The sequence below is a fragment of the Kaistella soli genome (assembly GCF_019038595.1).
GTDB classification, from domain to species: Bacteria; Bacteroidota; Bacteroidia; order Flavobacteriales; family Weeksellaceae; genus Kaistella; species Kaistella soli.
In genome coordinates this window covers 363,830-389,679 of sequence record NZ_JAHOPF010000001.1, presented here as the reverse complement: position 1 = coordinate 389,679, position 25,850 = coordinate 363,830, and the positions used below count along the sequence as shown (strand labels likewise).

Sequence of the window (25,850 nt, the reverse complement as noted above, 5' to 3'; positions counted from 1 at the left end):
ATTTATTCAAATTTCATGAAGATTTCCTCAAAATTCCGGGAAATTTCTTCGAGACATAAATTGCCGATACTTCCTTTGTGCGTATGCTTCAGGTCGTCGTTCCGGTAGCTGTACGTTCCGTTTTCAATTGAATTGCCCACTTCACGGTAAGCTTCCCGAAAACTTGCGCCGTTCATCACCAGTTCGTTGATTTTTTCGACACTGAAAAGATAATCATATTTTTCGTCCTTCAAAATATCCGGTTTCACATTAATATGTTTCAGCATAAATTCAAAAATACTTAAACAGTCTTTCAGATCCTGGATTCCCGGGAAAACAATTTCTTTCGTCAGCTGAAAATCCCTGTGGTAGCCCGACGGAAGATTATTGGTAAGCAGCGTGAGTTCATTGGGTAAACTTTGGATTCTGGCAGATTTAGCACGAATCAGTTCAAAAACATCAGGATTCTTTTTGTGCGGCATAATACTGCTTCCGGTCGTTAGTTCGGACGGAAAACTGATAAAACCGTAATTCTGATTGCTGAACATGCAGATATCGTATGCAAGTTTGCTCAAAGTTGCAGCCACCGTACTCATTGCCATTGCAGTGATTTTTTCTGATTTTCCGCGCGTCATTTGTGCGTAAACCGAATTGATGTTCATTTTTTCAAGATTCAGCTCTTTTGTTGTAAAATCCCGATCCAGTGGAAAAGAAGATCCAAAACCGGCACCCGAACCTAAAGGATTTTTCTGAACTACGGATAAAGCCGCTGCTAAAACCTCTAAATCTTCAGATAAAGATTCGGCGAAAGCAGAAAACCACAATCCAAACGAAGAAGGCATCCCGATTTGAAAATGCGTGTAACCTGGCATTAATGCAGCTTTGTGCGTTTCTGCTAAAATAATTAAGCGTTCAAATAAATTTTTAGAAAGCTGTGCAATTTCTTTGATTTCTGCCGCTAAATATAATTTGATCGCCAATAAAACCTGATCGTTTCTTGATCTTCCTGTGTGAATTTTCTTTCCGGCATCTCCCAGTTTTTGGGTTAAATTAAACTCAATCTGGCTGTGAATATCCTCTACTCCATCGTTGATTAGCAACTGATTTTCTTTTGCCAAAAGATACATTTCATCCAGCTCTTTTTGAATAGAACTGTTTTCTTCCTCTGTTAAAAAACCGATTTTCGCAAGCATTTTACAGTGTGCTTTCGTCCCAAGAATATCGTACTGAGCCAATAAAATATCGAAATCTTTGTCTTTACCAACGGTGAATTTTTCGATGATACCCAAATGATTCTGGTTGGCTGAATCTTTCGCCCAAAGTTTTTTATTTTCCATTTTTAAAGAATATGAGAGAGGATTTTAATGTATTTTTCGATGCCTTCACCGAGTTCTTTTTCGTAAATAAATTCATCCGCAGTGTGAGACCGCGTTGAATCTCCGGGCCCGATTTTCACAGAGTCAAAAGGCATTAAAGCCTGATCTGAAACCGTCGGAGAACCGTATAAATTACAGTTTTCTTTCTGCGCTGCCAAAACAAAAGGATGATCCAGATCAATTCTTGAAGAATTTAAAGACAAAGATCTCGGTTGAATTTCAGACTCCAGCTCTTTCTCAAAAATCTCCACAATTTCTGAATTGGAATAATGTTCATTCGTGCGCACATCAATGGTAAAATGACACTGATCCGGAACCACATTGTGTTGTGAACCTGCATTTACAATCGTAACGGTCGCTTTCACCTTTCCAAGGACTTCAGAAATTTTATCAAACTCAAAATTCTGTATTTTCTGAATATCGCGAACCGCTTTATAAATGGAATTATCATCATTAATGTGTGCCGCATGAGATGCCGTTCCTTTCGAAACACAATTTAGAACAACCAAACCTTTTTCCGCAACCGCCAAATCCATTTTCGTAGGCTCACCCACAATGGCAAAATTAATTTTTCCTAAATCTTCCAAAATCGATTTCACTCCGTTCTCACCGGAAATCTCTTCTTCCGCCGTGGCTGCGTAAATTAAGTTATACTTGAGTTTCTGCGCATAAAAGTGCGTAAAAACCGCCCATAAACTCACCAGACTTGCACCTGCGTCGTTGCTTCCCAAACCGAAAATTTTGCCGTCTTTTTTCACCGCTTTAAACGGATCCAGTGTGTACGCGGAATTTGGCTTTACCGTGTCGTGATGGGAATTGAGCATAATTGTCGGCAAATTTTCATCGAAATAAAGATTCTTTGCCCAGATATTATTTCCCTTTCTCTGAAACGGAATGTTTTTAAGATTCAAATATTTCTCGATAATCAGCGCAGTAGTTTCCTCTTCTTTACTGAAAGAAGGCGTTTCGATCAATTCAATCAAAAAATTTCTGACTTCGTTTTTTAAAATCTCCATTAATGTAAGCTGATATTTGTTCCGGGGTTTTCGTTGGTAAAATAATTTTCCAGCGCGTCACTTTTAAGAATTCTTGCTTCATCCACACCGTGATACAGTGCACGGAAAGCGGTCTGCAGTTTCGGAATCATTCCGTCGGCAATCTGTTTTGTTTCTTTCATGTGTGTAAAATCTGTCTTTGAAATTTCCGGAATTACTGAATTTTCATCGGTAATATCTTGTAAAACTCCGCTTTTTTCGAAACAGTAAAGGAGATGCACTTTATAATTTACCGACATTGCTTTCGCGATTTCCGCCGCCATAACATCTGCATTCGTATTTAAAAGCTCTCCCTCTTCGCTGATGCTGATCGAATTAACCACCGGAATTATATTTTGACTGATAAAATTTTCAAAAACTGTTTCATCTACCTTCACGATGTCGCCCACAAAACCGTAATTAATCACAGAAGCGTCTCTTTTTTTCGAAACAATACAGTTCAGATCAGCTCCTGAAAGTCCTATTGCTAAGAGTTTTTCAGCTGATAATCCCGCGACGATATTTTTATTGATGAGACCTGCATAAACCATTGTGCAGAGTTCTAGAGTTTCCAAGGAAGTTATCCGTCTCCCTTCCACCATCTGTTGGGGAATGAAGAGTTTCTGCGCCAGTTCGGTGACTTTTTTTCCGCCGCCATGTACTAAAACCACCTTTTTTCCCGCCGTCGATATTGCTTTCAGACAGGCTTTCAGCGAATCTTTGCTGTTGATGGTTTCACCGCCAATTTTTATGACATATAAATCTTCCATTTTAAAAAGAATTTTCAAGGATTTTCTTGATGATTAACTGCGCGGAAAGCGTTCTGTTATTCGCCTGCTGATAAATCAGAGAATTCGCAGAATCTAGAACCGCGTCACTCATTTCGAGATTTCTGCGTACCGGAAGACAGTGCATGAATTTTGTTTCAGGATTTGTTTTCAAAAATTCTTCACCTAAAAGCCAGTTTCCTTTCACTTCCGGCATCGTTCCGTACTTATCAAAAGACGACCAGTTTTTTACATAGACAAAATCAGCGTCTTTCAAAGCTTCTTCCTGATTATGATATACTTTCGCATCGCCTATAAAATCTCCGCTTAAATCGTAACCTTCAGGATTTGCGATACAAAAATCCACATCCGCAGCATTCATCCACTCAGCAAAAGAATTTCCAACCGCCTGTGGAAGCGCTTTGATGTGCGGCGCCCAAGATAAAACGACTTTTGGTTTTTGTGGTTGAGTCCAGTTTTCACGGATGGTAATTAAATCGGCGAAACTCTGCAAAGGATGCCGGGTCGCAGATTCCAAAGAAATCACGGGAACGGTTGCATATTTGATGAAAGAATTCAGCACAAACTCGCTGTAATCTTCGTCGCGGTCTTTCAAACCGGGAAAACATCTTAAACCAATCACGTCACAATATTCGCTTAAAACTTTTGCGGCGTCTTTAATATTTTCAACCGTCGAACCATCCATCACAGCATTTTCCGCAAATTCCCAATTCCAGGCATCCTGTCCGGCGTTAATGACCTGAACCTGCATTCCGAGGTTCATTCCTGCTTTCTGGCTACTCATTCTGGTTCTTAAACTCGGGTTCAGAAAAACCAAACCGAGTGTTTTGTTTTTTCCTAAATCCCCGAAACCGTAAAGATTTTTTTTGAGTTCCAGAGCTTCCTGAACAAGGTTTTCAGGATTTGATATATCGTTAATTGAAGTGAAATTTTTCATTTTTAAATAGAATTTAAGACTGATTTTAAAGAAGAAATAAAATAATCCATTTCCGGATAAGAAATTGTGAGTGGTGGCAAAAGCCTCATGGTTAAAGGATTGGTTGCGCTTCCGACAAAAATTTTAAATTCTTCCCTTAATTTTTTGGAAACCTGAGACGCCGGAATTTCAAAATCAATTCCGATAAGAAGTCCTTTTCCGCGGATTTCTTTGATTTGCGAAATTTCTTTTAATTTCTGAATTAAATATTCGCCTTTTTCAAAAGATTCCTGAATAAGATTTTCTTTCTCAATAATTTCCAAAACCGCAATTGCAGCGGCACAAGCCAAATGATTTCCGCCAAATGTGGTTCCCAGCATTTTATGTTTTGCCGGAATTTTCGGAGAAACCAGTACGCCGCCGATCGGAAAACCGTTCGCCATTCCTTTTGCGGTCGTAATGATATCCGGTTTTACACCGAAATGCTGATGAGCAAAAAACTTTCCGCTTCTCGCGTAACCCGACTGAATTTCATCGGAAATGAAGAAAACGTTATTCTCACAGCACAATTCCGAAATTTTGTCCATCAATTCCTGAGTCGGAATCTGAATTCCACCAATGCCCTGAATTCCTTCAATAATCACTCCGGCCAAGTCCTGAAGATTTTCAAAAAACAGCTTTGTAAATCGCTCAACATTATTCCATTCACAGAAAATAAAATTGTCGGTTTCGTTTACTGGAGCGACAATCGAAGGATCGTCGGTTGCAGCAACCACCGCGGAAGTTCTTCCATGAAAAGAATTTCTTAACGTAATAAATTTCTTTTTCCCAGATGTAAACGACGCAATTTTCAGCGCATTCTCATTGGCTTCCGCACCGGAATTACAAAGGAAAAGACTGTAATCTTCGTAACCGGAAATTTTTCCAAGCTTTTCTGCCAGTTCTTCCTGAAGTTTATTGATCACAGAGTTTGAATAAAATCCAATCTGACCCAATTGATTTTGAATTTTTTCCACATAATGCGGATGCGTGTGCCCGACAGAAATTACCGCGTGACCGCCGTAAAAATCGAGGTATTCGGTTCCGTTTTCATCCCAAAGTTTACAGTTTTCTGCCTTTACAATATTTACAGGCATCAGCGGATATACATCAAATAATTTCATGACTAAAAAACGGAAGGTTTAAGGTTAAGCCCGGCCTTTTCATTAAAACCGAACATCAGATTCATATTTTGGATCGCCTGTCCCGACGCGCCTTTCAAAAGATTATCAATCGCAACGTGAACCGCAAGATTTTTTCCGACTTTCTCGATATAAATCAAGGCTTTATTCGTGTTAGCAACCTGTTTCATATCAATCGGGCTTGCTGAAACGAAGACAAATTTTGAATATTTGTATGCGTATTTATAAATTTCCTCGATTTCGGCCTGAGACAGATCGCTCTCCATCATCAGGGAAACGAAAATTCCCCGTGTAAAATCGCCTCTCCAAGGAATAAAATTAATGTCGGTTTTGGTATCAGAAATCAGGGAAATACTTTTTTCAATTTCCGCGATATGCTGATGCGTAAAGGTTTTGTAAGGAGAAATATTATCATTTCGCCAGTTGAAATTCAGTGACTGGTGAAGCGCTTTTCCCGCTCCGGTAGAACCCGTAATTCCGACACAATGGATTTTTTCAATTTTTTCCTGTTTCAGAATCGGAAGAATTCCCAGTTGAATTGCGGTCGCAAAACATCCCGGATTCGCGATGTACAAAGCCTTCGCAATTTTTTCTTTGTTGAATTCTGAAAGTCCGTAAATGAATTTCTTTTCGTTCCATTCTTCATCAACGCGAAAATCGTTTCCAAGATCGATGATTTTGGTTTCTGGAGCAATACCTTTTTCGTTTTCGATAAGCCAGTTTTTGCTTTCACCATGCGGAAGACAGAGAAAAATGATATCCGCGGGTTGTGCTAAATTTTCAAATTTCAGAGTGGTTTCACCGACAAGATCTTTATGAACATCAGTAATAAAATATCCCTGAAGACTTTGGCTCGTCACAAAAGAAATCTCCACATTTGGGTGATACAGCAAAATTCTGATTAATTCTCCTGCTGTAAATCCTGTTCCGCCAACAATTCCTGCTTTTATTTTTTCCATGTTAATTCTTGTTGTTTACCTGATGATAAATGCTCAGCGCATTCGAATAAATTTTTGAGAAACCTTTCACGTCAGATTCCGTCCAGGTTTTGTTCATTTCTCCGTAAGAACCGAAATCAGATGACATCAAATCATTTGGAGATTCAATCCCAATCAAACTGAAATGATAAGGTTTGAGTAAAATTTTAACTGTACCGTTTACGGTTTTTTGAGAACTTTCGAACAATGCTTCAAAATCTTTCATTACCGGATCGAGGACCAAACCATCGTGCAAATAATTTCCGTAAGAAATGCTTAATTGGTCTTTAATTAAAAGCTGATTTTTAGTGAGCGTATGTTTTTCCAACAAATGATGCGCTTTCAGAATGATTAATGGAGCAGCCGCTTCAAAACTTACACGTCCTTTGATTCCGATAATCGTGTCGCCAACGTGCGTGTCGCGGCCAATTCCGAAAGTCTGCGCAATTTCCTGGATTTTCTGGATCGCTTCGATCGGTTTTGAAAACTTTTCACCGTTTACATCTTTAATTTCCCCTTTTTCGAAAGTGATAGACATTTCTTCGGGTTCTGTTTTTGAAATCTGAGTTGGATAAGCGGTTTCTGGCAATGAAAGATTTGAAGTAAGCGTTTCTTTTCCGCCTACCGAAGTTCCCCAAAGTCCTTTATTAATTGAATATTGTGATTTTTCAAAATTAATTTCGAAACCGTTTTCTTTCAGAAAATCTATTTCCTCATTTCTGGAAAGTTTAAGGTCGCGGATTGGCGTGATGATTTCAACTTCCGGCAAAAGAATTTGGAAAATACTGTCAAATCGAACCTGATCATTTCCCGCGCCGGTGCTTCCGTGCGCGATGGCTTTTGCACCGATTTTTTTGGCATAATCAGCAATTGCAGTTGCCTGAAAAACTCTTTCAGAACTTACCGAAAGCGGATATGTATTGTTTTTTAAAACATTCCCGAAGATTAAATATTTGATACATTTTTCGTAATAATTCTCCGCATCATCGATCACATGGAAAGACTTTACGCCCAACTGATAAGCGCGCTCCTCCGTCTTTTTAATTTCCTCTTCGGAAAATCCGCCGAGGTTTACCATTACCGCATGCACTTCCAGCTGCTTTACTTTTGAAAGGTAAACGGCGCAAAAAGAAGTATCGAGGCCGCCGCTATAAGCTAAAACTACTTTTTCCATAACATTGTCTTTATTTTTTTGAATTTTGAAAACAACTTCTGGTCATTTTCCGATTTGGTACTATTCTTAATTTCTGTTGCTGTGATTTCGTTCGGGTTGTAAAGCATTGCGGTACAAAGGCAGTTTTTGCGTTCTTTGCTCATCAGAATTTCATAGTTTACGCAGCTTTTGCAGCCGCTCCAGAAAACATCATCCTGCGTCAGTTCCGAGTAGGTGACCGGTTTATAGCCGAGATTGCTGTTTATTTTCATTACGGCAAGGCCTGTCGTTAAGCCAAAAAGTTTTGCGTCCGGATATTTTGTTCTTGAATAATTAAAAATCACTTCTTTAATAGCCCGAGCCAAACCAGCTTTCCTGAAATTTCTTGAGACAATCAGCCCCGAATTCGCAACATACGTCTTGTTGCTCCAGGTTTCGATATAACAGAAACCCGCCCACTCACCTTCAGGTGAAAAGGCCATCACGGCTTTCCCTTCATTTATTTTCTCTTCAAGATATGAAGCTGTACGTTTTGCAATTCCGGTTCCGCGCTCTTTTGCAGATTCCTCTATTTCTTTCAGAATCGCCGGAACATATTTAAGGTGCTGACTTTCAGCAACTACAACTATAAATCCATTATTGGTCTCCACTATTATCTAAATTAAAGCGCAAAATTAGATATTTTTTGTAAATCAACAAACTATTTTAGATTTTATTTTTGAATAACGATTGGAATTTAATTAAAATATCTATAAAACAGTAAAAGCACAGATAAAATCTGTGCTTTATTATAATTAAATGATAATTGTCTTAATTTTTTTTCCTCTCCGACCCGGTTGGTTTACTTTTTCTTCCCGAGTCCACAAGGGTTTTGTGCAGCAGAAACTCAATCTGTCCGTTCACACTGCGGAATTCATCATTCGCCCACTTTTCCAGAAGTTTGTAGGTGTCTTCATCTATCCGGAGGACAAAATTTTTCTTAGCCAAAATGATTATTTTTTTAGTTGTATAAAGTTCCGGCATTCAATATGGGCTGGGCGGCTTTTTCACCGCAAAGAACCACCATAAGATTGGATACCATAGCCGCCTTTCTTTCATCATCAAGTTCAACAATATTTTCTGCGGAAAGTTTTTTCAGGGCGAGATCTACCATCCCAACTGCGCCTTCAACAATTTTTGTTCTTGCAGCCACAATCGCTGTTGCCTGCTGACGCTGCAACATTGCGCCTGCAATTTCGGAAGCATAGGCAAGGTGAGAAATTCTGGCTTCCTGAATGATGATTCCGGCCTTTGAAAGCCTGTCTGTAAGTTCCTGTTCCAGGATCTGGTTGATTTTTTCACCGCCTTCCCGTAAAGTAATCGGAGCGTGGTCATCTTCTAAATTATCGTACGGAAAACTCATTGCCAAATGCCGAACTGCGGCTTCACTCTGCATTTTCACGAAATCTGAATAACGTTCAACATCGAAAGCAGCTTTATAAGTATCACCCACTTTCCATACCATTACCACACCAATTTCAATAGGATTTCCCATTTTATCATTCACTTTTAAGGTTTGTCCCTGCAGATTTTCGGAACGTAGTGAAATTTTCTGAGAATTGTATAAAGGATTGATAAAAAACAGGCCGTTATCTTTCACCGAGCCTACATATTTTCCGAAAAAATTGAGTACCCGTGCATGGTTGGGCTGAATAATCATTAAACCTTTCATAAAAAAGGCAAATGCAATAAAGCAGATAATTCCCAGAATGACAAAAGTGGTGTTCTGATCAACGCCATTGATGAATAAATAAAGTCCTGCAACGAAAAGAAGAAGACTGATAACCAAAGCAAGGTAGCCTGAGAGTGGTTTTAAAGTTTTTTCCATGATTAATAATTTTGAGTGTTTGATATTGTTTTGATATCATAAAGATATAATGTTTTTTTTAACCTATCAAAATAATTTCAGAAAATTTGTTGTGGTTTCTGAAAAAAAATGAAATTTCTTCCTAGCCCCGATGGCAATGGAAATCCTTTTTTACGGGCGCGGCTTCGCCGCGCCCGTAAAAAAGATTGCAATGAACAGCGGGACCGTAATTCAAAAGAAGAAAGAATCTTCCTGCTCCAAAAAAAAAAATCCTTTTCAAATTGAAAAGGATATAATATTTGGATCTAAATTCTGTTTAAAATTGCATTTCGGGTATTTCACCTTCGATGATTAATTCTGCTTCTGTGGCTTTTACAATATCCTCGACGGAAACTCCGGGCGCTCTTTCCAGCAGTTTGAAACCATTTGGCGTAACGTCCATTACTGCTAATTCGGTCACTACTTTTTTTACACAGCCCACTCCGGTTAAAGGAAGCGTGCATTTTTTCAGGATTTTGCTTTCACCGGCCTTGTTGACGTGCATCATCGCAACGATAATATTTTCTGCAGAAGCTACCAAATCCATTGCGCCGCCCATACCTTTTACCATTTTTCCGGGAATTTTCCAGTTGGCAATATCGCCGTTTTCTGAAACTTCCATTGCTCCGAGAATGGTAAGATCTACCTTCTGGCTTCTGATCATCCCGAAACTGAAAGCGGAATCGAAAAATGAAGCTCCGGGAAGTGTGGTAATAGTCTGCTTTCCTGCATTAATCAGGTCCGGATCTTCGTCACCTTCGAACGGAAAAGGCCCCATCCCGAGCACACCGTTTTCACTTTGAAATTCCACGGAAATATCCTGTGGGACGTAATTTGCCACCAATGTTGGTATCCCTATTCCGAGATTGACATAGTAGCGGTCTTTTACTTCTTTGGAAATCCTCTGTGCGATCTGTTCTTTTGTGAGCATAATTAAAAGTTTAACTGCAATTTAAACATTTTACCTTTAATACAAAAGGAAAAACAAGTCCAATAAAAATAAACACGGCGGTTTTAATTATATCATTATTTTTGCAGACAAGACTCAACAAATGAAAACCTTATTCTATTATCTAAAACCCCATAAATGGCTGATTGTCTTATCTTTGCTTTTAGCCACAACCAATCAGGTATTTTCTTTATTTGCACCTGCAATTACCGGAAACATTCTGGATCAGCTGGTTACCCATCCCAATTTCTTCGACAAAGAAAAACTGCTGCCGCGAAATCTCAATCAGTACTTTTACGGAGACAGTATTTATCACGGTGTCTTTTATTTTTTAGGCTTACTGATAGGAACTGCGATGATCAGCAGAATCGCAAAGGCTTTTCAGGATTATACAGTGAATGTCATCACCCAAAAATTCGGGGCCAATATTTTTACTGACGGACTGAAACATTCTATGGCGCTGCCTTTCCAGGAATTTGAAGACCAGAGAAGTGGTGAAACTTTATCTATTTTAACCAAAGTAAGAGAAGATTCAGTTAAATTCATTACTAATTTCATCAACGTTTTTTTCGGAATTCTGGTGAGTATCATTTTCGTTTCTGTATATGCGATCCGTCTGCACTGGTCGATCATGCCGGTTTATATCGTGGGGATTTTTCTTATTGCATTTGTGACCAATTTGTTGAGCAAAAGAATTAAAACCATTCAGAAAACCATCGTTTCCGAAACTACCAGTTTAGCTGGAAGTACCACTGAAAGTTTAAGAAATATTGAAATCGTAAAAAGTTTAGGACTAACGAATCAGGAAGTTATACGGCTTAACAACAATACTTATAAAATTCTGGGCCTCGAGCTGAAGAAAGTAAAAAGCATCCGTTCATTAAGTTTCATCCAGGGAACAATGGTAAATTTTCTTCAGCAGATGATTACGTTTACGCTTCTTTTTCTGATTTTTAAAAACGTAGTAACGCCGGGACAGTATTTATCACTGATGTTTTATGGGTTTTTCATCTTCGGACCGATGCAGGAAATAGGAAATATTATTATTTCGTACCGTGAAGCGGAAGCATCACTGCATAATTTCGACACTTTGATGAAAAAACCTGCGGAAGAAAAGCCCAGCACTCCGAAACAGATCGGTGAAATTGAAGAACTGGAATTTAAAAATGTTTCTTTCAAACACCAAAGTGCGCAGTATAAAGCGATCGATAACATTTCATTTCATGTGAAAAACGGCGAAACTATCGCATTTGTGGGCCCGAGCGGATCCGGAAAAAGTACTTTGGTCAAATTATTAGTAGGACTTTACCGTCCGCTGGAAGGAACAATTTTCTTTAATCATATCAATGGAAAAGAGTTTGATTTTGACGAACTAAGAAATCAGATTGGTTTTGTAACGCAGGATACCCAGCTTTTTGCAGGAACAATAAAAGAAAATCTGTTGTTCGTAAATCCAAACGCCAGTGATGAAGATCTGCGTATCGCACTGCAAAAATCCAGCTGTACGGCTTTACTGGAAAGAGCGGAAAAAGGCATTGAAACCGTTATCGGTGAAGGCGGCCTAAAACTGAGCGGCGGAGAAAAGCAGAGAATTGCCATTGCCAGAGCTTTACTGAGAAAACCTCACCTTTTGATATTTGATGAGGCAACTTCTGCTTTGGACAGCATTACCGAAGAGGAAATTACGTCCACGATTAAAAACATTTCCGAAGAAAAAGAGCAGATCACCGTACTGATCGCGCACCGGCTGAGCACCATTATGCATGCGGACCGGATTTTTGTTCTGGAACGCGGCCGTGTTATCGAAACCGGCTCCCACGAAAATCTTTTAAATGAAAAAGGACTTTATTACGCGATGTGGAGACAGCAGATCGGGGAGAGAAAAACAGACAATATTGTAGCATAAAAAGAAAAGCGCTGAATTTTTTCAGCGCTTTTTTTTATTTCTTTAGTCACGTTTTCTTACGGTTCTCTGCTCAATTCTTTTTTCGAATTTCTCGCCCTGAAAAATTCTCTGTACCATAATTCCCGGAATATGGATTTGGTTCGGATCAAGTTCGCCGGGCTCTACCAGTTCTTCAACTTCGGCGATGGTGATCTTTCCGGCTCCTGCCATTGGTGAGTTAAAATTTCGGGCGGTTCCTTTGAATATTAAGTTTCCGGCGTGATCACCTTTCCAGGCTTTTACAATGGAGTATTCAGCGTTGTAAGCATGTTCAAGAATATGCGTTTTCCCGTTGAAATCTTTGGTTTCTTTCCCTTCTGCTACCTCGGTTCCGAAACCTGCAGGCGTGTAAAACGCGGGAATTCCGGCCTGTGCAGCGCGGCATTTTTCAGCTAAAGTTCCCTGAGGTGTTAATTCTACTTCAAGTTCTCCGGAAAGCATCTGTCTTTCGAATTCTGCATTTTCGCCGACATAACTGGAAATCATTTTTTTGATTTGTCTTTTCTGCAGCAATAATCCCAATCCGAAATCATCGACACCAGCATTATTTGAGATGCAGGTTAAGTCTGAAACATTGCTTTCTACCAAAGCATTAATACAGTTTTCCGGAATTCCGCAAAGGCCGAATCCACCTAGCATTAAAGTCATTCCGTTGCTAATTCCCTCAATGGCTTCTTTTGCGTTTTTTACTCTTTTGTCGATCATAATTTAATTATTATTGCGCACTCCAACCTCCGTCTAAGGTAAAAACCGATCCGGAAACAGCAGCTGCATTTTCTGCAGATAAAAATACGGCAATTTCTCCTAATTTCTCAACAGGAATGAAACTTTTTACAGCCTGTTTTTTCAGCATCACTTTTTCGATCACCTCCTCCTCGCTCATATGATGGAAGATGGCCTGATCCTTAATCTGACCTTCTACCAAAGGTGTTTTCACATAGCCCGGACAGATTGCATTACAGGTTACGTTGAATGCAGCACCTTCGAGAGCCAGAACCTTTGTAAGTCCTATCACACCGTGTTTCGCGGTAACATACGCCGATTTATATTCTGATGCGCGGATACCGTGAACTGAAGAAATATTAATAATTCTGCCGAAGCGCTGTTCCTTCATCTGTCTTAATACTGCTCTGGACGCGTAGAAAACGGAATTCATATTCAGCGCTATAATCTGCTGATATTTTTCTAACGGGAAATCCTCGATTGGAGAAACGTGCTGAATTCCTGCATTATTTACTAAAACATCTATGGTCCCAAACTCGGTGTAAGCAAAATCAACCAATTCCTGAACTCCTTCCGGAGTCATCAGATTGGAATTTTTGAAGGCCGTTTTCACGCCATATCTGTTTCCGATTTCAGCCGCGATTTCAGCGCCGTTTTTTTCCAAACCGTTAAAGATGATATGGTCCCCGTTTTTGGCAAAAGCTTCCGCGATGCCTAAACCGATTCCGCTTGTACTTCCTGTAATTAAAACTTTTCTGTTCATTTTATAAGAATTTCATCAGTTCTTCATTCAGTTTTTCTGCCTGGTCTAAAACAATCCCGTGCCGTGAGTTTTCAACCACTACAAGTTTTGCGTTCTGCATTCTGTCGACATAGGATTTTTTATAATCCAGTGAGGTGTAATCCATATCGGAAGCAATAACTAAGGTTTTGTGAGGAATTTCTGAAACTTTATCACTCATTCCCCATTTCATCAGCTGGCCGAAAGTATGGAGGTAAGCATCCTCATCATTACTGACAATCCTGTGCTCGAAGTCGTCGCGCCATTTTTTTTGGTTCTCCTCCGGAAACATCCCTGAAGAAATAGTTTTAGCTAATGTCCGGAATCCCTGTTCCTTAATAATCTTTGTTCTTTCTGCCAGAATATCAATACCAGCATCTTTCGCATTGTTAAAATCGGGACCGGAATTCAGAATTACCAGTTTATCAACCATTTCCGGATGTGAATATGCCATCTGAAAGGAAACTGCGCCTCCCATAGAAAAGCCGACGAAACTAGCCTTTTTAATACTCAGTGAATTCAGTAACTCATAAATATCTTCGCTCATCATTTCAACGCCCTGCTCCTTTGGAACTCTTTCGGAATTTCCGTGAGCACGAAAATCCGGCGCTATCACTCTAAATTTTTGGGATAAGACCGGGATCTGTAAATCCCAGTCTTTTTTGGTAGATCCTAAACCGTGCAGAAGCACTACAACATTACCTTCACCTACATCTGCATAGTCGATATCAATCCCATTAATGGTTGTTAAAGCCATTGGTGAAAAAATTTAATTGTTTTTGTTTTTGAAAAAATCGAGCTGATATCTGAATTCCAGAGAAACCAGTCTTTTGATGAAAGGCGATCCTGCAAACTCTCTGATATCTGCATTAAGCAGGTTGCTTACATTGGCCCCGACCGTCATTCCGTTGCTGAAATTGTATCCTGCATTCATGTCTACCGTAAAGCCACCGAGTGCGCCATAATTCCAGGTTCTTGCGGGAGCATAATAAGCATTTTCGGTAATGTCAATTGTACCGTTTCCGTCTAAATCCTGTGTTTTAGCGGCCGTAGAAACACCTGAGAAGAAATCATAATCCTGCACCCATCTTCCGTAAACAGCACCAAAGAACGTCGGGGAAGAATAATTTAATCCTACTGTTACTTTATTTGCCGGAGTGTTTACCGGTAAATCGGTATCTAACACTTTTCCGTCTTTATTGCCGTCATTCGCCATATCACTTTTATCCATTTTTCTTCCGAAATAAGAATAATTTACAACTCCTTTCCATGCATCCGTAAAGTAATAACTCAAGCCCAGATCAACGCCATAAGTATCTACTTTTCCAAAATTGGAATACGTTAATACATACGCAGGGTTTGCGCCCGGAATCTGCGAAAGAGGCGTATCGCCACGGTGAGTTACTGTTCTCCCGTTAGTCGCCAGCTGCGTTAAAGGACTGATGAAATTTTCGGAAAGGTTATAATATGCATTTGCGTCAATATATAATTTTTTGTGCAGCGAGCCTTTATATCCTACTTCAAATGAATTGATGGTTTCCACCTGCAGCGGATTGATTTTGGATCCGTCAGACAAAGTGAATCCAACACCGTTTCCAAGAATAAGCCCGCCAAATAAATAACCTTCAAGATTTAAAAGTGAAGGCACCGCCATCCCTTTTCCGTAGGTTAACCTGAATGTTCCGTCACCCAGTTTTTTAGTAATTGCAGCTTTTGGAAGCAGGTTTGTTCCATAATAATCGTGCTTATCAACTCTCAAAGCAGCGAGGAATGCCCAACCGTCAATTTTATACTCGGTCTGTCCGTACACGCCAAACTGATTGACATTAATGGGTCCGTTGAAATCCAGCATATAAGTGTTTTTCGTAAAAGCCATGTCTCTTTGGAACTGCGCCCCTCCGATCACTGTGAATCCGCCCCAGGTGTTGTTATACTGTCCTTCAGCAACCCATCTTTTGGAATCATCTTTGAAACGTGAACCTCTCTGCAAAGCTATACCGGCAGTTGGAGAAGCCCCAAACCACTGTTCCATATAAGATCTCTCCCGTGCGACATCAGGAGAAAAACCAGCGTTAATGAAGGACACATAGTTTTGCGTTCTCTGGTTCATTGCATAAGTATCCTCGGTATTACTCCACTGGTAGTAGGAATTCAAGAAAAATCTCGGATGAAGATATTTCAACTGAAGCTCATCAATATTCCAGTCTTTTATTTGGTTCCTTCCGGCACTCGTTACCGCAATATTATTGTTGTTACTGTGTCCGTAATATGCGACCAATTCTGAAAGCGAACCTACTTTATAGTTGACCTGTCCGTTGAATTTTGTACTGTTGAAATCGCGGTCCAAATCAAGTTCCGGATAAGCGATGTTATTTACATAAACTGAGTCTGTGTAATTAAATTCCGTTCCCTGAATATGCTCAAAAGCCAGTTTATAGGCGATTTTTTTGCTGATTTCCTGCGAATGGCGGATTCTTGAAGTTAAAACGTTCTGGTTTCCTGCTCCAAGTGCGATGATCGTACCCTGAGACTTAAACGGATTTTTAGAAATAGTATTCACCAAACCGTTATGTGCATTGGGACCGTAAAGTGTTCCGTTAGGACCCAAAAGTATCTCTACTTTTTCAATATCTTCTTTTATTACCGTACTGAAAGTTCCAAACGGAAGACCGGTAGCAACAAGGGTTGAAATTCTGTCATCGGTAATCTGGAGGTTTTTCGAGTTAAAGGCAGAGTTAAACCCACGGATGTTGATTCCTGTTCCCAAAACGCCGGCTCTCACAAAATCTACTCCTTTTTGTCTTGCGGCAAGTTCGCCGACATTAAAGCTCGTAAACTGCTGAATATCTTTTGCGTTGATAATATTTACCGTTGCAGGCACATCTACCACCTTCTGTACTTTTCTGCTGGAAGAAACGGTAACTTCATCGATATCCCGTGTTCTTGTGGAATCAGCAACCTGTGCACTCACAAAAACCACGCTTAACAAGGATGCCAAAATAACTGATTTTTTCATAATCGTATTAATTTTTTTTAATTGTTGATACAATGATAAGTGAACTTGATTAAGAACATTTAACAGAATATAAAATTTTGAGATGTGACTTATAGAAGAACTTAATATGAAAACAGTAAAACAGAAGCCTGAACATTTGTTCCAGTACAATTATTTCAAATGCGACTTAAAAAATTCTTTAAGTTCCGGAAGGTTTTTAGAAAGCAGAACGAGGTTTTTTTCAAGAAGTTCGTTATTGTTCTCGGTAATTTTGAAGTCTTTAAAGCTTTCAGAAATAGTATGATACAGTTTATCGGCTGAAATTTTGTTCTCCAGAAAAGCTGCGACGGAAACCGCCCATTTAATATTGGGAACGTAGCTGGCTGAATTTTTTCTTAAATCTTCCAAATCGGATAAACCGTATTTCTTGTCCAGCTGAAGAATTACCTCATAGTTTTCGTTGCTTAAAAGCGTATTGAAGTAGGAAGTAAAAAAGTGGTGCCAGCGGAGTTTAAGGATTTCAGATTCATATTTCTGAAGAAAGTAGATTCCTATATTTTCAGCTTTCCTGCTTAAATTAAGTTCGGTAAGCGCACGCAGATTATAGGAAATATAGATGATCTTCTGCAAATCATTATGGTTGGTTTCGTACACTGTTCTGTACTCTTCCATTAAATTTAAAGCTTCTTTATCCTGACCCAGACGAAGATAAATAGACACCAAATTGTTAACGTACATCAAGATATCCTCATTCATTTGCCGGATCGAAAGTTTCCCGTAATATACCGCTGATTCGTAATTTCTCTGCCGGGAATGCAGCAGAACCCTGCTCGAATAATAGTTGTAAAGCAGCCGTCTGCAATACAGCGTTCCCTGACTGAAAAACCCGTCGATTTCATCAAAAATCTGCTGCAGTTTTTCTAAATCTCCGGTATTATTGTATAAAAAAGTTAGAAGTATAAATGCTTTGTAACGGTTATTGCCATTAATGTTTTCCGAAACAAAAACTTTATGCAGCCATTTTTCCCAATACAGCGAAGTGCTTTTGTTTTGGGTAAACTGATCTGTAATTTCAATGGTTGCCTGATACAATTTTTCCTGAATTTTTATGGCGCGGCTGTACGGATCTTTATATTTTTCAAGAAAATCCGAAATGATCACGTGATCTTCATAACGCATCCTGATCAGGAGATAAGAACGGTAATCGCGCATAATCTGATAAAGAATCTGAAAATTGAAAGTAATGTCTCTGTAATTTTTTACATAATCAAGGATCTGCTGCTCTTCTTCAGCATTCACCAAATCCAGGGAAAGCTTTTTATCAAAATCCAGCAGCCATTCTGCGATCTTATCCACATCACGGGTCATGAGTTTTTTTTCAGCCCAAGATTTTATATGGTAGTATTTTCTCTTATCAATCTCGGTATTAAAGGGAATTTTACCTTCAGGATTCAGGGAATTATTAATGAGGGTTTTAAAAACTTCATGTTTTTCCGGATCCTGAAAATTGCCCAAACTGTGCAAATATCTTGCTTCGTGCGGCAAAAGTGATCTACTGAAGTTTTCAAATATCTGCAGTTTCGGTTTCATTATTTTCCTCTCATAAAAGCTTCGATTTCACGGTTTACTTCAGCAGGCTTTTCAAACTGCATAAAATGTCCCACTTCATCCATAATAATCAGCTTACTGCCATTCAAAGATTTCTGTGCTTTTTCCGCAACGTTTTCCAGGGTCATCAGCGGATGAAGATATTTATTGGGAATCAGCATATCATTCTTCGCAAATAGCAATAAAGCAGGTGTTTTAACTTTCGGCAAATCAGTAATTACCACATCATCCAGCATACCTGCAATACTTTTTTCAATTGCCAAAGCATGAAGGTCAAAATCGGTGGTTTGGGTAATTTTTTTTCTCTCTTCGATCATATGTTCCGCTTCTTGCGGCATTTTGAAAAAATTCAGCTGATAATTCCTCTGGATCTGATCCTCAGAAGTGGCCATGATGGTTTGCTGCTTCATTACAGATTTCATTGCGTTGCCTTCAAACTCCGAAAATTCTTCAATTCCGGCCGGAGCGACTAAAATAAGTTTCTCTAATTTTTCCGGATATTTTGCCGCAAATCTGATGGATGCCTGTCCACCCATGGAATGACCGATCAGGGTGAATTTTTTAAGTTTTAGTTTCTCTGAAAATTCTTTGATAACCTCCGCAAAATAAGTTGGAGTAAAAGCTTCCGCATTCTTATAAGACTTTCCGTAACCGGGCAGATCTATCGCGATGCAGGTATAATTCTTTTTCAGTTCTTCAATGTTTCTGTACCATGCATCGGCATTGCTGCTTAAGCCATGCACAAAAACCAGTGTTTTCTTTCCTGTTCCTTCTTTGGTGTACGCGATATCGCCCTCTTTAAGCTGAACAAAGTTGGTGACTGAATGATAAGGCGAAAGTATTTCTTTCATCGTTTTGGTGTTTTGTGCAGAACAGTTCAGAACAAAAAAATGGAGAACTAAAATGAATAACTTTTTCATATTACAAACGGGTTTCATATTTATTTTCATGAAAAATCCTAATTAAATCTTTTCTCGAAATTTTACCGAACCCGGTTACAGGAAAATCTTTCATCAGAAAAAATTCTTTTGGCTGTTTGAATTTCGCGAGCTTGTCCTTGAGAAAGTCACGGATGTTTTCATCGGTAATCTGAGAATTGGTCTTTATAAAAGCGACTCCTTTTTTGCCCCAGATTTCATCGTTCATTGGGATTATTAAAGACTGATCGATCTGAGGATGCTGATTTAAGACTTTCTCGATTTCCTGAGGAAAAATATTTTCTCCACCGGAAATGTACATATCATCCATTCTTCCACATAAATAGTAGAAACCTTCCTCGTCACGGTAGGCCAAATCTCCGGTATGAAACCACGAATTTTTAATTTTATCTTTGGTTGCCACAGAATTATTCCAGTAACCGGGAGTTACCATTTCGCCCTTTATTTTAAGTTCTCCGAGCTGATTGTTCTGTACAGTATTTCCTTTACTATCCACAATGTCAAGCTGTACATAAAAATTAGGTTTCCCGATCGAATTTGATTTGGTTAAAATGAAATCCTGATGAAGCGAGGTAATGCTCGGTCCCGCTTCTGTTAAGCCATAACCCGGACGGATGTCCACGTTTTTTTCAAACTTCCACCGTTCAATAACTTCCCTGGAAATAGCTTCTCCACCGGAAATAATATATCTTAAAGCAGATAAATCCGCTGTTTTAAAACTTTCAGATTTGGAAATCATCTGAAGAACCGTAGGAAGCGCAAGCAACAGGGAAATTTTCTCTTCCTCAAGATAATGTACAACTTTTTCTGCATTGAATTTACTCTGCATCACAATCTTGCCGCCGTTATGCAGCAAAGGGGTAAGAAAAATATTCCATCCGGAAGTGTGATACGGAGGTAAAATATTCAGTGTTATATCTTCCTCGGTAATTCCCAGCTGCATGGAAGTATTCAGACTGTTCCAGAAAAGCATCGTGTTGGTATATAAAACGCCTTTCGGTGAAGAGGTTGTACCTGAAGTATAAAACAAAAAAACAGGAAGTTCTGCGTTAATTTCAAAATGATAATCTTGTTTTTCTTTAAGGTTTTTCTGTACTTTATCTTTAAAAGCAATTAATCTAGTGGTATTAAAAACATCTTTAATTAAAGAAATCTGATGCTCGAAAAACTCGCTATAAATTAATAAGGATGGCTCGCAATCGTTCAACTGATCTGAAATTTCTTTTCCTGAAAGCTTGTAATTCAGAGGCACTAATATCAGTCCTAAGCGCTGACATGCCGAAAAAAGCGCAATGAGAAACGGAGAATGCTCCATTAATACCGCAATTCTTTCGCCTTCTTTAAAATCATCTTTTAATAAGGAAACAACAGCATTCGAAAGATAATGAAGATCCCGATAAGAAAAGGTTTCGCCCGTTCCCAAATCGGAAACTGCAGTTTTATGGGGCTTATAATCCGCCCACTTCGCAATCCAGTCTAAATCATTCATTAAGCTACCGCTTTATTTTTGTTAAAGATATGTAAAACTACCGCAACCAGGACAGAACAACAGATTGCAATCGCCACAGAAACTCCTGGATTACCCACTGTTCCTTTCATGTAAGGTGTGAGTTTAAAATAGAAGATTCCGAAATGAACAATAATAGCCACTACCGATGCGGTAAAAACCGTAGAAGCTTTTACATTTTTAACAAAAGTTCCGAAAATAATAGGCACAAAAGCCGCCCCGAAGTATCCGTAAACTCCCATCTGCGCAAAAATCCCTACGCTTAAAGTTGGGTTTACAATCTGCTGCCAACTGATAAGAAAGCTTACCGCAGCCAGAACGATTATAACGAATTTGTTGGTGAGAAGGCTGTTTTTAGTTACACCTTCACCAAAAATCGGTTCTAAAATATCCAGCGTCACCGAACTTGAAATGGACTGTATTAAACTTTCCAAAGTTGCCTGGCCGGCAGAAACCAAACCGATAACCACGATCATTCCGACAAAGACTGAAAATCTTGCTACCACATAATTGGAGATTATTTCGTCCATTTTCATTTTTTTACCGTCCACTGTAAGATCTGGAAAGAAGATTCTCGCGTAAAAACCTACTGCCACTACAAGAAAGAAAAATATCATAAATACAATGGCACTGAGTAAAAATTTATTTACCTGCGACGGACTTTTCAGCATCAAAGATTTGGTGATGATGTGAGGCTGACAGACAATGGCCATCCCGACAATGATCTGGCAAATTACGATTTCAAAAAAATCCCGGAATAAGGGACTTTCCTTATTGCTTAAACCTGTTAGATTCGGATCAATGTCGTGCAGCTTTTGCATAAAAGGTGCAAAGCCGTCTTTAAAAAGGTAGAATCCCGATCCCAGCATGATGAGTGCTACAGCAAGCTTAAAAAACACCTGCATGGAGTTGGTATACATTAAAGAATTTGCACCGCCAAACATCATATATCCGAATACAAAAACAGTAATTCCCAGCAATACATAAAACGGTTCTACTTGAAGCGCCTTCGAAATCACATTGGTAATCCCTACATTTATTAAGACGATAAATGAGATGAGCAGCAAACCCATAACCGCGAAGAAAAAACGGTATGCTTTGCTTCCGAAACGGTTTCCCATCCATTCGGCCATTGTTTTAGCATTGAACTGAACCCCTACTTTTGCGAAACTTTTAGTCAGAATAACGAGGGAAACAAACGCCGCCAAAGGAAGAATTACACCTAATGAAATAAATCCTGAAACTCCATAAAGCGCGATAAATCCGGGATTAATTATAAAAGATGCTGCACTTGTCATGGAAGCTGCTAATGAAAGCCCCACCATCCACGGAGAAAAGTTGATGTTTCCTACCGCATAATCTTTCATATCTTTTGCTTTACGTGCTCCTCTAACTACGAAAAAGATGATGGCGGCAGCATAAAGTGAGAGTACAATACCGATAAGCAGGGTCCAGTTGTTTTCAGGATTCATATTATTTTTTATTTTGAACAAATGAACTAATAAAATTATAAGCAGATGATTTGTAATCCAAATATTCACATGCGACTTAAAAACGTAAATATAGATATTTTACTATAAACCCTTTACGATAAAGCTCTGTCTATTAGTACGACTTAAAAATTACAAAAAAATTAAGATATTGTAAATGAAATATTTGGAAAATAGAAAAAATGTAGTATTTTTGCAACCTGTTAATCAACCTCTGACGAAGGACGTGAATGTTGCTTGGCTTGACAAAAAATTTTTATTATAAAAATGGATTTATTAAAGTACGTACAGGAAAAGTACATTGCTAAAAACGAATTCCCTGAATTCAAAGCCGGTGACACCATCACTGTGTATTACGAAATTAAAGAAGGCGCTAAAACGAGAACTCAGTTCTTTAAAGGAACTGTAATTCAGTTAAGAGGAACTGGTCTTACTAAAACATTTACCATCAGAAAGATGAGTGGTGATGTAGGTGTAGAAAGAGTTTTCCCTATCAATTTGCCAGCTCTACAGAAAATCGAAGTAGACAGAAGAGGTAAAGTGAAAAGAGCGAGAATTTACTACTTCAGAAACCTTAGAGGTAAAAAAGCGAGAATTAAAGACGCTGCTTACAAAAAGTAATTCAGACAACAACAATAGGAAAACCCATCAGATTTTATCTGATGGGTTTTTTGTATTTTAGAGATTTTATAATTACTGCATCGGGTTTAAATATAGCTTGCTAAGATTTACTGATTTTTGAACATTCCAGTCGGCGTTCTTTTAAAAGAAATAATTTTTTATTGGTTTTCTCATATGAAAATTACAAAAATTATATCCTGAAAAATCACCCAGACCACCCTTAAAACTAACCGGACACTACTCTGTTTGCACGAATATTAAAGTCAATAAATAAAAAACCGCCCCGCAAAATGCGGGACGACTATAGAAATATTAATTAATAATTATTTCTTGATCAGCAATTTAGAAGAGTAATTTACTCCCACTCCTGAAACTTTCACTACATAAACTCCGTTTGGAAGAGCCTGTGTATTTACTGCTTCAGCGGAAGAAATCTTCTGATTGGAAACCATTTTTCCTGAAGCGTCAAAAATTTCAACGTTTACTTTTCCTAGTACTTTATTAGCTGATTTCAGGAAAAATTCGTTTTTCGCAGGATTTGGATAGATGCTGATTGCTTTGTCAGCATTCACATCACTTGCCGCTAAGGTTGTACAACGTGGATCAGGGGTTGGCTCACTATAATCAGCGACCTGATCATTGATATTAAGATTAGAACCTGGAGAAGCATTTACTCCCAATCCTCTTTTCGCAAAAACTTCCCAAATCATACACTTGTCTTTACCTTGACTGGTATTTTCCTCAGCAGCTAAGATTGCATCTCTACCCGCTACAAATCCAGGATTGGAAGCGGTAAGTTTCAACGCATCAACAACCAATTGAAGTACTTTGGTACTGCCATTAGTTGTATTAGCCATTACATCTGACGAATAACCATATTTTTCTGCGTACTTCCAGTGAAGATCCCAAAGCATAGTCGCCCAAACAAAACCGATGGAATGCACATCCGGCACGAGTTGCCCGGAAGTATTGGTATACTCCATACCGTTCGTATCATCATAGCTGTAATTATTAATTCCAAAGTCAGGGGAATAAGGTGCAGGACGGATACCGCCTCCGGTATTTGGTTCAGAAACTGCATAAGTGCCAATTCCTCTTGGTACGCTTGCATTATCACCAGGTCTGTTCGTAAGCATTAATGCAAAGAAATCTGACCATCCTTCTCCCATTTGCTCCTTATTTAGTGAGGAACTAAGTGATCCTACTAATCTTGTTGAAATACCGTGCCCGTACTCATGCGCAACGATTCCGTTATCGAAACTTCCGTCTCTGATCTTTTGAGTTGCAGGATCATATTTTAAAGTTACATTTACATTCGTTGATGCGTCTAAAAGACCTTTTATGTATAAACCCTCAGAGTTTTCTATGAGCACAGAAGGAATGGTAATATTAGCATTAGTCCCACCCATACCGGAAGTTGGCGTAGAATCGGGCAAGCTGTAAATAATAGCAGCTACAGCACCTGCGTTTTGGGCAGCCTGTACTTTTGCCTGAAATTCACATGTACCTCTTACAATTAGACCGATTTTTCCGGCCAGTGATCCGGCAGGAAGTGGTGTACATCCGTCCAGAACAGGTGAAAGCTTAACATCTGCAGTAACCCCGGTTGGTGTCAGTGCAGGACCAAAAGTAGTAGAAATCAATGTACTTACCGGTCTTCCCACCGCCTGAGTTGGAGCATTGTAAAAAAATCTTTCAATTAAAGCAGGATTCCAGAGATACATCTGCATTCTCGGTCTGGAACCGTCAGACGGAGTGCTAAAGTTCGCATTATCGGTACCGCCTCCGTCTTGTGCTTCAGCCTGTACATAATCATTCTGCGCACCTCCTTTACCAAAATTCCACGCCTGAAAGTTTCTTGCTGTTTCAGTAAAGCCCAACCGGTAGAAAACATCATGCATCTTATTATTCATGTAGAATAAATTGGTAATTGCCGCCATTTTATTTCCTGCTGTATCATTTGCAACAAAAGGAAAATTAAAAATACGGCCCGTTCCTCCATCTGCGTATGAGCCAGGACCATTTACGTTTGCTGCATCATCATAAGCCATTACATTGTTTCCTCTCGTGGTATTGTATGATCCTGCATAAGTAGACCCGGCAATTGTATGCCATCCATCCGGCGAAGCATCTGAAAACCATGGATTGGAAACTAAAGATCTGCTGCCGTGGTTCGGACTCTCAATTGGAAGAGGAAAAACCATATAACTTGCATCGAGTGCCGCTAAAGCCGTCGGTGCTGCAGACTCTCCTGCTGATTTATGACTGAAATCTGTAGTGAATCCTTCAGGAGCATGCGACGAATAATCATGCTGAAAGGTACCATGAGGGAAACTGCAAGAAAGTGTTAAATTTTCCTTACTTAAAATATCCCCTGTAGTCGCGTCTGCTAAAACATCCCAATAGTTTGAAGTTCCTTTTTCTTCAAACATATATTGATGACATAATCTTAAATCACCGTTTTCCGACTGCCAGTAAACCAATTTGGTTTTTGCAAAAGCTACTCCATCTAAATCTGCGTCATCAAACTTAAGCAACGTATAATCACTGCTGTTTTTCAATCCAAAGTTCTTAGCCATACTTGCAAAAACGGTTGCAGCAGGGCGCGCAGAACTGGGTTGAGAGGCATTTAAATAATTTTTAGCAAAACTTTCGGTAAGGTAATTAACTTTTTTATCTTTAATCAGTGCTGTTGCAAGCGCATTGTAAACAGGAATTCCGTTAAAAGACTGCTGAATTTTTACAATATCAGCATTCATAGATTTGGAAAAATCCTGATTGATAATTTCAAAGTTGGTAAGGTTGGGTTTCAGAAAGGTATTCTTTGCAGAAAGCTGACTCTGAATTAAGGATTTGTAATCCTGAGCATTTGCTGTCCCAAAAGAAAACATCAAACATACCGCCGCAATTTTCAAGGGTAAATTTCTATTTTTCATATATATTAATTAATTGGCGTCGAATTTATAAAAAAAAATGATATGTTTTGCATTTTTAACACAAAAAA

At 39.0% G+C, this 25,850-nt stretch carries 22 protein-coding genes; 2 read left to right on the top strand and 20 right to left on the bottom strand.

Annotation, left to right across the window (positions count from 1 at the left end; translation table 11 throughout):
• Window positions 1-2: 2 nt before the first annotated feature.
• From argH to KSK37_RS01745, 11 genes are all read right to left on the bottom strand, one after another.
• A complete protein-coding gene (gene argH / locus KSK37_RS01795) occupies window positions 3-1,316 on the bottom strand; it encodes an argininosuccinate lyase (RefSeq protein ID WP_217199086.1) in 1,314 nt (437 codons plus the stop codon).
• A gap of 2 nt (window positions 1,317-1,318) precedes the next feature.
• Window positions 1,319-2,371 (bottom strand): M20 family metallo-hydrolase, encoded by a 1,053-nt coding sequence (locus KSK37_RS01790; protein WP_217199084.1) that lies wholly within the window; start codon window positions 2,369-2,371, stop codon window positions 1,319-1,321.
• Entirely contained in the window at window positions 2,371-3,159 is a 789-nt protein-coding gene (gene argB / locus KSK37_RS01785) for an acetylglutamate kinase (protein ID WP_217199082.1), read from the bottom strand. The genes KSK37_RS01790 and argB overlap by 1 nt, the downstream gene beginning before the upstream one ends.
• Before the next feature lies 1 nt (window position 3,160).
• Window positions 3,161-4,114: a Rossmann-fold NAD(P)-binding domain-containing protein gene (locus KSK37_RS01780; protein WP_217199079.1), complete on the bottom strand. Its 954-nt coding sequence runs from the start codon at window positions 4,112-4,114 to the stop codon at window positions 3,161-3,163.
• 2 nt (window positions 4,115-4,116) lie between these two features.
• Entirely contained in the window at window positions 4,117-5,256 is a 1,140-nt protein-coding gene (locus KSK37_RS01775; RefSeq protein WP_217199078.1) for an aspartate aminotransferase family protein, read from the bottom strand.
• A 2-nt stretch (window positions 5,257-5,258) separates the two neighbouring features.
• Complete coding sequence (argC, locus tag KSK37_RS01770) at window positions 5,259-6,233, bottom strand: N-acetyl-gamma-glutamyl-phosphate reductase (protein WP_088358175.1); 975 nt, start codon at window positions 6,231-6,233, stop codon at window positions 5,259-5,261.
• A gap of 1 nt (window position 6,234) precedes the next feature.
• Window positions 6,235-7,425, bottom strand: a complete 1,191-nt coding sequence (gene argG / locus KSK37_RS01765) for an argininosuccinate synthase (protein ID WP_217199077.1) — start codon at window positions 7,423-7,425, stop codon at window positions 6,235-6,237.
• On the bottom strand, window positions 7,413-8,054 hold the full coding sequence (locus tag KSK37_RS01760; RefSeq protein ID WP_088358177.1) for an N-acetyltransferase: 642 nt from the start codon (window positions 8,052-8,054) through the stop codon (window positions 7,413-7,415). The genes argG and KSK37_RS01760 overlap by 13 nt, the downstream gene beginning before the upstream one ends.
• A 160-nt stretch (window positions 8,055-8,214) precedes the next feature.
• Window positions 8,215-8,427 (bottom strand): type II toxin-antitoxin system antitoxin, encoded by a 213-nt coding sequence (locus KSK37_RS01755; RefSeq protein WP_246566158.1) that lies wholly within the window; start codon window positions 8,425-8,427, stop codon window positions 8,215-8,217.
• On the bottom strand, window positions 8,405-9,271 hold the full coding sequence (locus tag KSK37_RS01750) for an SPFH domain-containing protein (RefSeq protein ID WP_088358178.1): 867 nt from the start codon (window positions 9,269-9,271) through the stop codon (window positions 8,405-8,407). The genes KSK37_RS01755 and KSK37_RS01750 overlap by 23 nt, the downstream gene beginning before the upstream one ends.
• A 295-nt stretch (window positions 9,272-9,566) precedes the next feature.
• Window positions 9,567-10,220, bottom strand: a complete 654-nt coding sequence (locus tag KSK37_RS01745) for a CoA transferase subunit B (protein ID WP_088358180.1) — start codon at window positions 10,218-10,220, stop codon at window positions 9,567-9,569.
• Window positions 10,221-10,341: 121 nt separating this feature from the next.
• Here KSK37_RS01745 and KSK37_RS01740 point away from each other — a divergent pair, with 121 nt between their 5' ends.
• Window positions 10,342-12,144, top strand: coding sequence for an ABC transporter ATP-binding protein (locus KSK37_RS01740; protein WP_217199076.1), 1,803 nt, complete (start codon window positions 10,342-10,344; stop codon window positions 12,142-12,144).
• 42 nt (window positions 12,145-12,186) lie between these two features.
• On the opposite strand, the gene KSK37_RS01735 is transcribed toward KSK37_RS01740, so the two are convergent.
• The 8 genes from KSK37_RS01735 to KSK37_RS01700 all read right to left on the bottom strand — a co-directional run bounded on the left by KSK37_RS01735 (window position 12,187) and on the right by KSK37_RS01700 (window position 22,207).
• Window positions 12,187-12,888, bottom strand: a complete 702-nt coding sequence (locus KSK37_RS01735; protein WP_088358182.1) for a CoA transferase subunit A — start codon at window positions 12,886-12,888, stop codon at window positions 12,187-12,189.
• Window positions 12,889-12,898: 10 nt separating this feature from the next.
• Window positions 12,899-13,669, bottom strand: coding sequence for a 3-hydroxybutyrate dehydrogenase (locus tag KSK37_RS01730; RefSeq protein WP_217199075.1), 771 nt, complete (start codon window positions 13,667-13,669; stop codon window positions 12,899-12,901).
• A 1-nt stretch (window position 13,670) separates the two neighbouring features.
• Window positions 13,671-14,444, bottom strand: coding sequence for an alpha/beta fold hydrolase (locus KSK37_RS01725; RefSeq protein WP_217199074.1), 774 nt, complete (start codon window positions 14,442-14,444; stop codon window positions 13,671-13,673).
• A 12-nt stretch (window positions 14,445-14,456) separates the two neighbouring features.
• On the bottom strand, window positions 14,457-16,703 hold the full coding sequence (locus KSK37_RS01720; RefSeq protein WP_217199072.1) for a TonB-dependent receptor plug domain-containing protein: 2,247 nt from the start codon (window positions 16,701-16,703) through the stop codon (window positions 14,457-14,459).
• A 150-nt stretch (window positions 16,704-16,853) separates the two neighbouring features.
• Window positions 16,854-18,272 carry a tetratricopeptide repeat protein gene (locus tag KSK37_RS01715; RefSeq protein ID WP_217199070.1) on the bottom strand — a complete coding sequence of 473 codons (1,419 nt, stop codon included), beginning with the start codon at window positions 18,270-18,272 and terminating at the stop codon, window positions 16,854-16,856.
• Window positions 18,272-19,210, bottom strand: a complete 939-nt coding sequence (locus KSK37_RS01710; RefSeq protein ID WP_217199069.1) for an alpha/beta fold hydrolase — start codon at window positions 19,208-19,210, stop codon at window positions 18,272-18,274. Before KSK37_RS01710 ends, KSK37_RS01715 begins: the two co-directional genes overlap by 1 nt.
• A 1-nt stretch (window position 19,211) precedes the next feature.
• Window positions 19,212-20,717: a class I adenylate-forming enzyme family protein gene (locus KSK37_RS01705; protein ID WP_217199067.1), complete on the bottom strand. Its 1,506-nt coding sequence runs from the start codon at window positions 20,715-20,717 to the stop codon at window positions 19,212-19,214.
• Window positions 20,717-22,207 (bottom strand): sodium:solute symporter family transporter, encoded by a 1,491-nt coding sequence (locus KSK37_RS01700; protein ID WP_217199065.1) that lies wholly within the window; start codon window positions 22,205-22,207, stop codon window positions 20,717-20,719. Before KSK37_RS01700 ends, KSK37_RS01705 begins: the two co-directional genes overlap by 1 nt.
• Before the next feature lie 285 nt (window positions 22,208-22,492).
• Here KSK37_RS01700 and rplS point away from each other — a divergent pair, with 285 nt between their 5' ends.
• Entirely contained in the window at window positions 22,493-22,846 is a 354-nt protein-coding gene (gene rplS, locus KSK37_RS01695) for a 50S ribosomal protein L19 (RefSeq protein ID WP_088358190.1), read from the top strand.
• 323 nt (window positions 22,847-23,169) lie between these two features.
• Here the strand turns inward: rplS and KSK37_RS01690 are convergent, their stop codons facing one another.
• Window positions 23,170-25,782, bottom strand: coding sequence for a T9SS-dependent M36 family metallopeptidase (locus tag KSK37_RS01690; RefSeq protein WP_217199063.1), 2,613 nt, complete (start codon window positions 25,780-25,782; stop codon window positions 23,170-23,172).
• Between the last annotated feature and the right edge of the window lie 68 nt (window positions 25,783-25,850).